This is a genomic window from Treponema denticola (assembly GCF_024181605.1).
Classification (GTDB): domain Bacteria; phylum Spirochaetota; class Spirochaetia; order Treponematales; family Treponemataceae; genus Treponema_B; species Treponema_B denticola_B.
Genome location: NZ_CP054477.1, coordinates 2,076,545 through 2,089,493 on the forward strand (window position 1 = coordinate 2,076,545; position 12,949 = coordinate 2,089,493).

The window sequence follows — 12,949 nt, forward strand, 5'->3', positions numbered from 1 at the left end:
ATTATTTCAAATCCGCAATAGAAATATCTATAATCTTATAGCTCCTCTTTTCGTCATTCACTTCAAATTCAACCTCTTCTCCTTTTTTATGGTTAAATAATCCGTTTCCCAAGGGAGACATATAAGAAATTATTCCGTTTGCAGGATCAGATTCCCACGGTCCTAAAATTGTATACTCTTCTTCATTATTTGTCAAATTGTTTAAGATTTTTACTCGGCTTCCAAAGTAAACTTTCTTTGCCGTTGCAGTGGTGGGGTCAAAAATTTGAGCCCTGTCAAGTTCATCCTGTAATCTGGTCAAGGCATTTCCTAGGCGGGTTTGTTCTTCTTTTGCAGCCTTATATTCGGCATTTTCCCGCAAGTCTCCTAGCGAAAGAGCAAAGCCGATGTCCTTTGCATTTTGCGGAATTTTAACATCCCTGATTTCGATAAGCTCTTTGTTTTTAAGATCGAGCATCTTTGCCGTAACAATCAAGCCGTGAACCGTAACACTCTTTTCTTCAATATCAAAGAATTTAAAGTCCTTATGTTTTTCAACAATTTTAGCTCTAATATTCATCTTAATCACAGGATCAAGATCTTTTATATCATCAATAAGAGTATAAAGTCTGGTTATCGTATCTACATCGCTTTCCATTATAAAGTTTTGTAAAAGCTCATCCTTACCGAATAGGATCGTATGTACTTGATGATTGATTTTTCGGTTTTCGGTTGTATTTCTTCTTGATGCAATTTCTCGGTATGTAATATCAAGAATGTGAATAAGCACTATAAGCTGCTGCTCTACGCTGATACCAAGTTCCTTAAACCATTCTTCTTCCTGAATATTTTTAAAGAACCAAATAACGGCACTTCTGTATATGCGGTAGTTTTCAAAGCAATCCTTTACCAAATTCTTTACATCATCGGTAGAGCCGGCCTCTATCAGAGCGTCCAATATTTCGGAAGATAAAACCGTGGGGAAGAGTCTTATATATTCTTTTTCCCAATTGGGAATAAGATTTTTTATGTATTTTAAGAATTTCTGTCGGAGGGTCTGCCCCTTTATTGAAACCTTATCCTTTATTTGAGAATATACCTCCATCGGATCATCAATACGGCTATAAAGCTCTGCAAAATTATATTGCTTTACGGCTGAAATCTGTTGCTTATCTGCAATAAATTCTTTAACGAGGATATAGGCACAAATAACCTGCTCATTTACTTGACTAAAGGCTTTTAGGAAGCCTTCAAAGTAATCAAGCATTTCGCGGAAGGTATCGGATTCATCATCGCAAGCCTCCGAGGTATCATAGGCATTAAGAAGTTCAATTCTGGCAAAAAAGTTCTTTTGAGCTTTAAATTCGTTTGAGAGCTTTTCTTCAGCGGCAATGGGGCGCTCTCTTACGCTGTAAAAGTCTATGTTATCAGGATTGATACCGAACATTGGATTTTCTTTTAAGACCTTTCTAGCCTTTGTATTCCAGCTGGTCCATTCACCTGCCGTCAAAAGAGACGGAACAAGTTCCTGTTTAATCCTTTTCATGTCGCAGTTATTGTCAAAACTCTTTATTATAATCTTCAATGCCCACTCGGGATCACTCTTTATTTTTTTTGTAAGAATTTCCTTGCTGACCGTAGATTTTAATACCCAGATATGTTCTCTGTCCAAGGTTTGGAGGGCAGTAATCCCCATTTTGAGGCTCATGCTGTGACCGCGTTTTTTTGCAAAGTCTATAACCAGATCATCATCTTTAATTGAAGCAATGCGTCCTACACCCCATGTGCGGTGGAAGACAAAGGAGCCTGTATCAAAGGAAATATGTTTTTCAAAGTCGGCAATAGCATCAAATACGGGGCGCCAAGGCTGGCTCAAGTCCGAAACCTTAATACATTCTGCAAGCTGGCTGTGATCTTTATACTTGTTTTTAAAACATTCGGTAATTTCTTCACGAGCCCAGTTGTCTTTTTCATCATAAGAAAGAATAAGCTTTAAAATATCGATACAAATATTCCAGTTTTCATTTTCCCTGTAATATTGGTAAACATCCTGCATCAATATGGAACTGCGGCTATTATCCATAGCACCGGTAATCTTAGCCTGTATACGGAAGAAGAAGTCAATCTCATCGGGGATTAAGGTAACAAGTTTTGACCATATTTCTTTTACACCGTTTATTTGCTTGCGGTTTATAAAGCGGTACAAGGCTTTTTTATAATATTCTATAGATTTTTCCGTATTTCCGTCTTTTTCATATTTTTCGGCTAAAAGTTTGGCAACCTCGGCCTCATCATAATCAACCTTAACCAAGCGCTCCCAAATATCATAAAGGTCTTCACTTCCTGCAGCCTTATAACATTCTGCCAATGTCCGAAGAGCAAATTTAGATTCTCCGTATTCGAGAACCTTTTTACAAAGATATTCAACTATTTGTGTTCTGTGGTTGTCGGTAAATATTCCGATTAGACTTACAACATTTGAATCATCCAAAAGCTGATTTGAAAGAGAAATTATACTTGAAATATAAAGAGCTATTATACTGTTTTTTGTATGTGTTAAATGTTCATCACATATTTGTTTGATTTCGTCCACAACATTTTCTTTCTTTGCTGTAGATACTAATTTATATAGATCTTCAAAATTCTTTGTTGTGTAGTTGCCTATAGCTGCTCTAGTCCATTTTTCTTCATTGAGCATCTCTATCAGTTGTTTTTGTATATCAGCCATAAATCCTCCGAAAATCTGCTATCTCATATAGCAATTATATATATTTTGATCTAATACTTTTATCCGCAAAAGCAGGTCATCTATTTTTGACTTGCTTTCATTTACGCTCACATAATGGTCGATCAGCCAAAAATAATGGTTTATTAAACGCGGAACAAGCTTATGTTTTTGTTCTTGAGAAGCATTTTGAACCTCTCCTTCCATCAAAAAGATATTTTGCTTTAATTGCCCTACTTCAAAGGCCCTGAGCTCACGCTTTACATTGAAAACGCCGTCAATAACGCCGTAAATAGGCACCCAATCAGCAATATCTTCAACCCTGTAACCAAGATTATAAACCCTATTAATAAGCCTGCAAATAATTTCAGACTCAAGAAATTGGAGCTCAATCCCTTCAGGGTCTATAAAAAAAGCTTCCCTAAAAAAAGCTTTTGCAAATTTTATTTCCCCATATAGGGCATAACAATCGGCCAAATCCGCTAAAACCGATCCCGAATTCTTGTCTATCTCGGCGGCATACCTTAAAAAATCAAGAGCTCTTTCATAGTTTCCGAGAACCTTATAACAAAGACCTATTTTACGGTAAGGCTCTGCATCAGGCAGCTCTGACTCTTCATTAAATAGATCTGCGTAGAATTCCAAAGCAATCGTAAAAACAGCACATTTTAAGGAGTATATGATAGATTCTTTTTCTTCTCCCTGACGGTGAATATAAGCTAAAAAGGACTTCCATTGAGAAATCATCATCTCTGCCCTTTCTAGAGGAGTAGAAGCTTTTTTTGCTTTTTCAAGCTTATCTTCCCAAAACCGCACACCCTTTAGAGTATAGTCAATATCCGCATTTTCAAGGTCATTCTTCAATAACCTTTCAAGCTCGGCATAGGAACCTCTTAAGTCTCCCTGCTTGAGGATGTCTAATGCATTATTCAATTTACTCTGTATGGGTCTTTCACTCATAATATCCTCAATTTACTATTGTACACAAAAAAACGATTTTAGTCAATTGAGCGAGGCTTATGTTTTCCGTACTATGGCTCTTGTAGCAAACATAAAAAAAGGATATACTTATTCCCATTGGAAAATAGTTTCCTTAAAATTAAATAACCGAAATCACATTAAGGTTCGGCGTAATTGCCGATTAAAAAGGAAATAGGTGAAAATCCTATGCAGTCCCGCTGCCGTAATTAAAGAGTTCTTTTCAATATGCCACTGATTTTTTTGGGAAGGCGGAAAGAATGACGACTTTTAAGCCGGAAGACTTGCCCTAATGATTTTAGCTTTTGCTCCTTGCGAGAGACGGGGAGGATTGCAGATACTTATCGGCATTGTACGGTGCTTCCTTGTATTTACAAATCCTCTTGCGGGCTTTTCCCGTAAGAGGATTTTTTGCATTAAAGCGGATATCGGTAACATTTTGGAGGAGTTATGAAAAACTCATTTTTTAAAATCTTGTCGGCTGCATTTGCAGCTCTTGTTCTGTTCGCCGCTTGTTCCAAAACCGATTTAGCTCGGCAAGCCCAAAAAGGCGGGCATGTTGAAAATCTTATTATCGGTACCAATTCCGCTCAGCAAAACGATTTCAGTTCGCAAAAGCAAAGAGACGGCTTACAGTACAACGCTTTAACGCAGGCACATTTTGTATACGCCGATAAGAACGGAAAACTACACCCGTATTTTTTTAAATCCTTTAGCATTTCCAAAGATGCAAAACAATTTGTCTTTACTTTTCCTTCGACGGCAGTTTGGCATGACGGAAAGCCTGTTACAAAAGACGATATTCTTTTTACGTTCGATTTTATGAAGAATGTACGAAAGGCAGGCTCTTTGAAAAATTTGGAAAAATGGGAAATTACCGGAGAAAACGAATGTACTCTTACCTTTTCGGAGCCCGATGCTTATTATTGGATTAATAATGCGGTTTTAGGTGGTTTTGTTTTACCTAAACATGTTTGGGAAGGTGTTGAAGATTATCGCCAATATAACGGAAAAGATGCCGCATTAGGCTGCGGTCCTTATCGTCTTGTTTCTCACGATAAAGACTCTCAAACATCCGTTTATGAAGCGGTTCCTCAAAATGCCTTTTTGGGCGAGATTACCGTTGACAAAGTTACCGTACAAACTTATTCGGGTGAAGATACGCTTATGTTTGCAATGGCAAACGGAGAAATCGATGCAATGTTCAATTATGCAAATTCCGTTGATGTTACCGTAATCGATTCTTTTAAAGAAACCGACGGAATAGATTTCGGTAAAAGCGATTATGCCGGAAACTATCAGGTTACATACGGCATGGAAAGAAAACCGTGCACAGATATTGCTTTCCGAAAGGCTTGCAGGCTTGCATTCGATTACGGTAAACTTGCCGCCGTTATTAACGGCTCATACGGTACGGCTCCGGGTGCCGGCATTATACCGCCTTCCTGTAAAGGCTTTGATCCGTCGCTGCCCATTCTTAAGACCGACATAAAAGAAGCGGCACGGCTTTTGGACGAAGCCGGCTACAAAGATATTGACGGGGACGGATTTAGAGAATACCCTGACGGTTCCGAATTAAAAGTTATGGTAACACAGCAATTTTCAACTAGAAATAAGGAACTGTTTAACCGTATGTCCGATGTAATTATGGCCTCGTTAAAAAACATAGGCGTTAAGACTTATGTCGATGAAGAAAGCTTAAGGAACGATGAAGTTTGGGAACAAAATATAATTGACGGAAATTATGATATTTCAATCGGCTACACCACTTCAGGAATGGCCCAATACACAAGTGCCTTTAGGTATTTTTTAGCCGATCCCAGATTTGAAGGCGAAAATACATGGATTTGGGGAACCTTTCATAATGACGAATTTAAAGACACCTTTTTTGCCATGCAGCGCGCCTCCGATGAAGAGACCTACATCAAAAATGTAAGAAAACTTCAAGCTATGGCAAACGATGTAGCTTTTGCTCAGGCCCTTTGTTGGGAAAAATGTTTTTTCCCATATAGAACGGATAAGTATGAGGGCTGGGATAACTATCCTTCTTGGGGTGTCATCCATCCTACAACATGGTTTGAGCTTAGAACAATAAAAAAATAAAGCTTTAAAGAAAAAATGAGATCGACGGGGAAAAAATTTCTGTACGCAATATGTACGGTTTATATGATAATATCGCTCAGCTTTTTGCTCATTCATATTATGCCGGGGAAACCCATTATGTATTTGGTCGGGCAAGAAGAATACTATTATCTTTTGGATCAATACCCCGCCGAACTTGAAGCATTAAAACTGAAATTCGGACTTGATGATTCGTTATGGGTGCAATATAAAAAATATTTAAAATGTATTGCGACGCTCGATTTCGGGCGGGCATATTCGAATCATCAACCCGTTTCACAAAATGTTTTGCGGGCGGCAAAAAGCACTTTACTGCTTTCTATCCCCACGTGGATTTTAGGCGGAATTTTAGGGGCGGTTTTAGGAACCCTTGCAGGGTGGCGGACAAAAGGAATTTTCGACCGCATTACGACTCCGTTTTTTTTGTTTGTAAACACAATTCCATCAAACTGCATAGGCTTGATTTTTCTCATTATATTTTCGTACAAACTTAAAATATTTCCTATAAACGGAATGGTAGGCCCCGGTCTTTCGGGGATGGAACGGTTTTGGAGTTTATTAAACCATATGGCATTACCGCTTATCATTTTAGTTCTTTCGCGTACGGCAGGAAATTTTATGCTTATGAAAAGCTCCGTCTCTCAAATCTGTAACGAAGATTATTTAATAACTGCGGAATCAAAAGGATTGGAAGATAAAAAAGTTTTATTCCGCCACGTTTTATGCAACGCACTGCTTCCATATTCAACATCTCTTTCAATTCAGCTGGGTTGGCTCTTATCGGGAGCGATGATAGTTGAAGTTATTTTCGGCTGGAAAGGAATGGGTTCCCTTATGTTTGACGCGGTAAGCAGGCGCGATTTTCCGACAGCTCAACTGTGTTTTTTAATTTCGGCGGTAAGCGTTGTCGCTGCAAACTGGATCAGCGATATTGTCAATATCATAATAGACCCGCGTGTAAGGGATGAGCAATGACACAATTTTTAAATATAAAAAAAATGCCGTATTCTTTTAAGGCAGGGCTTATGATTGTTTTGACGGCAGCTATTATTGCAATTTTCGCACCCTTTATCGCTCCGTATGATCCGTATGAAATGGGAAATATTTATGAAAAGCCTTGTCTTGATCACCTTTTAGGGACGAATGATGTCGGACAGGATATTTTAAGCGAGCTGGTGTACGGTGCTCGGGTTTCCCTTTTTGTAGGTTTTTTTGCGGCAATTACTATTACCGGTATCGGTGTTGTTTTTGCCCTGCTTTCAGGATATTACGGCGGTATTATCGATAGACTTATAACAGTGCTTACCAATATTGCAATGTCTGTTCCTGGGCTGCCTTTGACGGTCTTGTTGGTGGCGTTTATGAAACCCGGAAAATGGAACTTGATTATCGCTATGAGCATTACTTCTTGGACGGGAACCGCACGAATCCTGCGTGCAAAAACAAAAGAAATTGCGGAACAGCCTTTTATAAAAATAGAAAAAGCCTTGGGAGTCCCCGATTTTGTCATTATGTTTAAACACATCTTGCCGAACCTTAAAGATATAATACTTATACGCGGCGTACTTTCCGTTTCGGCAGCGATGGTAACGGAATCGGGTTTAAGTTTTTTAGGGCTAGGAACCTACGGCGAAAAATCATGGGGAGCAATTTTGCGGTACGCTTTTTTTAGACACAGTATTTTGCGCGGACAAATATGGTGGTACCTGCCTCCTATTATCTGTATCTCGGTTACCGTTTTAGGTTTTATGCTTATAGGATATTACGGCACAAAAAATGAATAATACTGAAATAAACTTAGCTGAGCTTCCTCTTCTCAAAATAGAAAACTTAAGCGTTTCATTCGGTGCAAAGAATGCTCCTCAAGTTCTTCAAGATTTTAATTTAGATATTTTTGAAGGAGACAAAATTGCAGTTATAGGTGAAACAGGGAGCGGAAAAAGCGTTATGCTTTTAGCGGTATTAAAACTTTTACCTAAAAATGCAACGGTACAGGGTTCAGCTTTTTTTAAGAATCGGAATCTGTTAAACCTTGACCGCAGAACTTTAAACTCCATCAGAGGTAAAGAAATATCCTACATTCCTCAAGGCAGCGGAAACTCTTTAAATCCGCTTCTTAAAGTGGGCTATCAAGTCGGAGAGCCTCTTATAATTCACTACGGTTATTCCAAAAAAAATGCGGAAGCAGAAGCCGTAAACCTTTTACATAAATTCAATTTAGGTAATGAAAAAGAACGGGCCGTTCAATATCCTCACACTTACAGCGGCGGAATGAAGCAACGGGCTATGATTGCAATGGGCATTTCCGCAGGAGCTCATTTAATATTTGCCGATGAGCCTACAAAGGGCTTAGACTCAAGGCGGCTTAAAATGGTTGAACAAGCATTTAAACTCTTAAAAGAAGAAACCTATGTTTGCGTTACTCATGACCTTAATTTTGCAAAAAACATAAGCAAAAAACTATGCGTTATGCATTCTTCATATAGTGTAGAAATAGGATTGACCGAAGAAGTATTTGCAAAACCTTATCACCCGTATACCGAAGATATAATAAGGGCGATGCCCGAAAACGGTCTACAATATAAGGCAAAGAGTATGTATCGCCCCGTTTATGAAACAGGATGCAGATATGCACCCAACTGTGAATATGCCTTTGAAAAATGCAAACAAACCCCTCCCATGATAGATATAGAAAAAAACAGGAAAGTAAGGTGCTGGAAATATGCTTGAACTTAAAAACATTTCTAAAACATATAAAAATGCCCGCAAAAAAGATTTTGAAGCAATCAAAAATATCAGTTTTTACATAAATAAAAAAGAAACCGTCGGCTTGATCGGGGACAGCGGAAGCGGTAAAACAACTATCGGACAAATTATAACCGGTTTAATAAAGCCGTCAAAAGGAGAAATGTTTTTTGAAAACCTTCCGCTCAAATATCCCGTTAAACGGGAAACAAGACGCAAAATTCAAATCCTTTTTCAGCATCCAGAAATATCTTTTAACCCCAAACTGCACATCATAGAGAGCCTAAAAGAACCGTACCGTATTTATTTAAAAGAAAAAGGAACGGAGAAAATTATTCGGGATATAAAAGAATTGGGCTTAAGGGAAGAACATCTTTACCGCTACCCGAGGGAATTGAGCGGCGGAGAATTACAGCGTTTGGCTTTAGCAAGGATTCTTTCCATTACACCTCAACTGATTGTCTTAGATGAGCCGACGGGAATGTTGGACAGCGTAAGCCAAGCACAAATTATCCATTTGTTAAAAGAATATCAAAATACACATCAATCAAGCTATCTTTTTATCAGTCACGATAAAATTTTAGCGGAACAATTTTGTGACAGGCTCCTTTATATAAATGAAGGCCGGCTGGACTGTGAATAACCGGCAACGGAGCAGCCGGTAAGTTATTACAATGCGGACACCTTGAAAAAATATTCGTTTTATGATACTCTTTCTTTAAGGACTGTTCATTTCCATTATACGCAGTATGCTTTTTAATCATATTTTCTCTTTGTAATAGACTTGAATAATCCCTAATACTTTTATAAGGACGGTTTTTATGAGCCAAGAAAAAAAACTTGTAATGATCGACGGTAATACTGCTGCCGGTCACGTTGCCCACGCTTTAAGCGAGGTAATTGCCATTTACCCGATCACACCGTCAAGTCCGATGGGTGAGGTCGCTGATGAATATTCAGCCCGCGGAAGAGAAAATATTTGGGGTACTGTCCCCGATGTTGTTGAGCTTCAATCCGAAGGAGGTGCTGCAGGCGCAGTACACGGAGCCTTGACCACAGGAGCTCTCTCTTCAACTTTTACCGCATCTCAGGGCTTGCTCTTAATGATTCCGAATATGTACAAAATAGCCGGCGAGTTGACCAGCACTGTTTTCCACATTGCTGCCCGAGCCGTAGCTTGCAGTGCTCTTTCAATCTTCGGAGATCATCAGGACGTAATGGCCTGCCGCCAGACAGGTTGGGCTATGTTGGCATCCAACTCGGTACAGGAAGTTATGGACCTTGCCATTATTTCTCATGCAGCCACATTGGAAGCAAGAGTTCCCTTCCTCCACTTCTTTGACGGATTTAGAACTTCTCACGAAATTCAAAAAATTGAAGAAGTTTCTTATGACATTATGCGCCAAATGGTAAGCGACGAGCTTGTTCGAGCTCACCGAAAGCGCGGTTTAAGCCCTGAAAATCCCGAACTTCGCGGAACAGCTCAAAACCCCGATATTTACTTCCAAGGCCGAGAAGCCGTAAATAAATACTATCTTGCTACTCCCGAAATTGTTCAAAAACAAATGGATAAGTATGCAAAGCTTACAGGAAGACAATATCACCTTTATGACTACTACGGAGCAAAAGATGCCGAGCAAATTATAATCCTCATGGGTTCAGGTGCTGATACTGTTGAAGAAACGGTAGATGAACTTAATTCTAAGGGCGGAAAATACGGTGTTCTTAAAGTAAGGCTTTACAGGCCATTCAGCGCCGAACATTTTGTAAAGGCTATTCCTACCACAGTAAAAGGAATTGCAGTTCTCGACAGATGTAAGGAAGCCGGCTCTTTAGGTGAACCCCTCTACGAAGATGTAAGAACAGCTATCGGCGAAATGCAGGCTGCAAAAAAATGCCCCTTTACTCATTATCCCGTTATCATCGGCGGACGCTACGGTCTCGGTTCAAAAGAATTTACACCGGCCATGGTTAAGGGTGTATTCGACAACCTTGAAGGCGAAAAGAAGACCAACTTCTCCGTAGGTATCGAAGATGATATTACACACACCAGCATCAAATATGACCCCAACTTTAAACTTGAAGATAAGGACATGCATCAGGCTATGTTCTTCGGTTTGGGTTCAGACGGTACTGTAGGTGCCAATAAAAACTCTATTAAGATTATCGGTGAAGCTACAGACAATAAGGCGCAAGCCTACTTCTCCTATGACAGTAAAAAGTCGGGAGGTTTTACGATTTCTCACTTGAGATTCGGAAAACACGCAATCCGAAAGCCCTACTTAATTACAAATGCGGACTTCGTTGCATGCCATAAGTTCAGCTATCTTGAAACATACGATATGCTCCACAGCCTTAAAAAAGGCGGAACCTTCCTTTTGAACGCTCCTTACGGAAAGAACGAAATATGGGATAATATGCCAGTTGAGGTTCAAAAGCAGATTATCGAAAAAGAAGCTAAATTCTATGTAATCGATGCTATCAAGATTGCAGAAAAAGCCGGAATGGGCAACCGAATTAACGTTGTTATGCAGACCGCCTTTTTCAAAATCTTCGGAATCTTGCCTGAAGCCGAAGCCGTAGACCTAATCAAAAAATTCATTGAAAAGTCCTACGGAAAAAAAGGTCCGGAAATCGTTCAAAAGAATATTACGACAATAGATATGGCTCTTGAGGGAGTTGAAAAGGTTGATTATCCCAAAACAGCAACAAGCAAGCTCAAGATGCACCCTGCAATCACAGGCGATGCTCCCGAATTCGTAAAGAATGTTTTGGGCAAGGTTGCAATCCAAAAAGGTGATGATATAAGAGTTAGCGAAATGCCCGAAGACGGAACCTTCCCGACAGCTACCACTCAATACGAAAAGAGAGCTATCGCAGAACATGTTCCGATTTGGAAGAGCGATATCTGTATTCAGTGCGGTCAGTGTACAATGGTTTGTCCCCATGCCTGTATCCGAATGAAGGCTTATGACGGCTCGCTCTTGGCAAAGGCGCCTCAGGGCTTTAAATCCTGCGATTATAAGGGTAAGGAATTTGAAGGAGCCAAGTTCACAATTCAAGTTTCTTCAGAAGATTGTACAGGCTGCGGTCTTTGCGTTCAGCAGTGTCCTGCAAAGTCCAAGGAAAATCCTGAAATTAAAGCCATCAATATGGAAAGCTTTGTTGAACACAGAAAGCAGGAAGTTGCAAGTTGGAACTTCTTCTTTAACGATATTCCTGATCCTGATGTAAAGAAGCTTAATTTAAGCGTTCCCAAGGGTATCGGTATGAAGAGACCTCTCTTCGAGTTCTCAGGTGCATGTGCAGGCTGCGGTGAAACACCTTATGTAAAGCTTCTTTCACAGCTCTTCGGAGACAGAGCCGTTATTGCAAACGCAACAGGCTGTTCTTCAATCTATGGAGGAAACCTGCCCACAACACCCTATACAAAACGATGTGACGGAAGAGGCCCGGCTTGGTCTAACTCCTTGTTTGAGGACGCAGCGGAATTCGGTTACGGTATGAGGTTGACAAGCGATAAACTCGCAGTTTATGCCCGCGAAGTTGCCGCTAAGGTAAAAGAAAAGGGTATTGCAGCAGGCGTAATCGACAAGATTCTCAATAACGCTCAAGAAGATGATGCAGCTATTGAAGATCAGAGAGCCTTTGTTGCAGAGCTTAAAAAAGAGTTAGCAGGTTCAAAAGATGAATTGGCTAAAGAGCTGGATTCTTTAACCGACCACTTTATCAAGCGCTCCGTTTGGATCCTCGGAGGAGACGGATGGGCCTACGATATCGGATACGGCGGTTTGGACCATGTTCTTGCTTCCGGTAAAAACATCAATGTTCTTGTAATGGATACTGAAGTTTACTCGAATACCGGCGGACAGATGTCAAAAGCTACACCTATCGGTGCAGTTGCAAAATTTGCCGCTTCAGGTAAGGAAGTAAGCAAAAAAGACTTAGGTATGATGGCGATAAGTTACGGCTATGTCTATGTCGCTCATATTTCTATGGGTGCAAACATGAGTCAGGTAATCAAAGCCTTCCGCGAAGCCGAAAGCTATGACGGACCTTCGATTATCATCGCTTACAGTCATTGTATCAACCACGGTATCAACATGACAAAGGGTATGACAAACCAAAAAGAAGCTGTTTCTTGCGGTTTATGGCCCTTGTACAGATACGATCCGAGACTTGTCGAGCAGGGTAAAAACCCCTTCCAGCTTGACAGCAAGGAACCGGACTTTAATCTTGCCGACTTTATGTACAAAGAAGTCCGCTTCAAGACCTTAAAGAACGCCGATCCTGCAAGAGCTCAAATGCTCTTGGATAAGGCTGTTGCTAAGGCTAAGAGGCAGTGGCAGGAATACAAGTATTTGGCTGATAGGCCCTTCTAAAACTTAGGGGGAAAGGAAA

8 protein-coding genes and 1 riboswitch are annotated in these 12,949 nt (G+C 40.1%); of the genes, 6 read left to right on the top strand and 2 right to left on the bottom strand.

What is annotated here, in order from left to right; all coding sequences use genetic code 11:
- Position 1: 1 nt before the first annotated feature.
- Positions 2–2,707 (bottom strand): transcription elongation factor GreA, encoded by a 2,706-nt coding sequence (gene greA / locus E4N80_RS09690; protein ID WP_253699033.1) that lies wholly within the window; start codon positions 2,705–2,707, stop codon positions 2–4.
- A gap of 18 nt (positions 2,708–2,725) precedes the next feature.
- Positions 2,726–3,664 carry a tetratricopeptide repeat protein gene (locus tag E4N80_RS09695; protein WP_253699034.1) on the bottom strand — a complete coding sequence of 313 codons (939 nt, stop codon included), beginning with the start codon at positions 3,662–3,664 and terminating at the stop codon, positions 2,726–2,728.
- Positions 3,665–3,808: 144 nt separating this feature from the next.
- Positions 3,809–3,988: riboswitch (cobalamin riboswitch) on the top strand.
- A gap of 144 nt (positions 3,989–4,132) precedes the next feature.
- Between E4N80_RS09695 and E4N80_RS09700 the strand changes: the two genes are divergently transcribed.
- The 6 genes from E4N80_RS09700 to nifJ all read left to right on the top strand — a co-directional run bounded on the left by E4N80_RS09700 (position 4,133) and on the right by nifJ (position 12,930).
- Positions 4,133–5,785 carry an ABC transporter substrate-binding protein gene (locus E4N80_RS09700; protein ID WP_253699035.1) on the top strand — a complete coding sequence of 551 codons (1,653 nt, stop codon included), beginning with the start codon at positions 4,133–4,135 and terminating at the stop codon, positions 5,783–5,785.
- A 117-nt stretch (positions 5,786–5,902) separates the two neighbouring features.
- Positions 5,903–6,778, top strand: coding sequence for an ABC transporter permease (locus E4N80_RS09705; RefSeq protein ID WP_253699036.1), 876 nt, complete (start codon positions 5,903–5,905; stop codon positions 6,776–6,778).
- Entirely contained in the window at positions 6,775–7,587 is an 813-nt protein-coding gene (locus E4N80_RS09710) for an ABC transporter permease (protein WP_253699037.1), read from the top strand. Before E4N80_RS09705 ends, E4N80_RS09710 begins: the two co-directional genes overlap by 4 nt.
- Positions 7,580–8,533, top strand: coding sequence for an ABC transporter ATP-binding protein (locus E4N80_RS09715; protein WP_253699038.1), 954 nt, complete (start codon positions 7,580–7,582; stop codon positions 8,531–8,533). The genes E4N80_RS09710 and E4N80_RS09715 overlap by 8 nt, the downstream gene beginning before the upstream one ends.
- On the top strand, positions 8,526–9,191 hold the full coding sequence (locus tag E4N80_RS09720; protein WP_253699039.1) for an ABC transporter ATP-binding protein: 666 nt from the start codon (positions 8,526–8,528) through the stop codon (positions 9,189–9,191). The genes E4N80_RS09715 and E4N80_RS09720 overlap by 8 nt, the downstream gene beginning before the upstream one ends.
- A gap of 178 nt (positions 9,192–9,369) precedes the next feature.
- Positions 9,370–12,930 carry a pyruvate:ferredoxin (flavodoxin) oxidoreductase gene (nifJ, locus tag E4N80_RS09725; protein ID WP_253699040.1) on the top strand — a complete coding sequence of 1,187 codons (3,561 nt, stop codon included), beginning with the start codon at positions 9,370–9,372 and terminating at the stop codon, positions 12,928–12,930.
- Positions 12,931–12,949: the final 19 nt, after the last annotated feature.

What these genes read in the sequence shown, in the direction of transcription:
- greA (WP_253699033.1), bottom strand. Translation starts at nt 2,707, where the DNA reads ATGGCTGATATACAAAAACAACTGATAGAGATGCTCAATGAAGAAAAA.
- E4N80_RS09695 (WP_253699034.1), bottom strand. Translation starts at nt 3,664, where the DNA reads ATGAGTGAAAGACCCATACAGAGTAAATTGAATAATGCATTAGACATC.
- E4N80_RS09700 (WP_253699035.1), top strand. Translation starts at nt 4,133, where the DNA reads ATGAAAAACTCATTTTTTAAAATCTTGTCGGCTGCATTTGCAGCTCTT.
- E4N80_RS09705 (WP_253699036.1), top strand. Translation starts at nt 5,903, where the DNA reads ATGTATTTGGTCGGGCAAGAAGAATACTATTATCTTTTGGATCAATAC.
- E4N80_RS09710 (WP_253699037.1), top strand. Translation starts at nt 6,775, where the DNA reads ATGACACAATTTTTAAATATAAAAAAAATGCCGTATTCTTTTAAGGCA.
- E4N80_RS09715 (WP_253699038.1), top strand. Translation starts at nt 7,580, where the DNA reads ATGAATAATACTGAAATAAACTTAGCTGAGCTTCCTCTTCTCAAAATA.
- E4N80_RS09720 (WP_253699039.1), top strand. Translation starts at nt 8,526, where the DNA reads ATGCTTGAACTTAAAAACATTTCTAAAACATATAAAAATGCCCGCAAA.
- nifJ (WP_253699040.1), top strand. Translation starts at nt 9,370, where the DNA reads ATGAGCCAAGAAAAAAAACTTGTAATGATCGACGGTAATACTGCTGCC.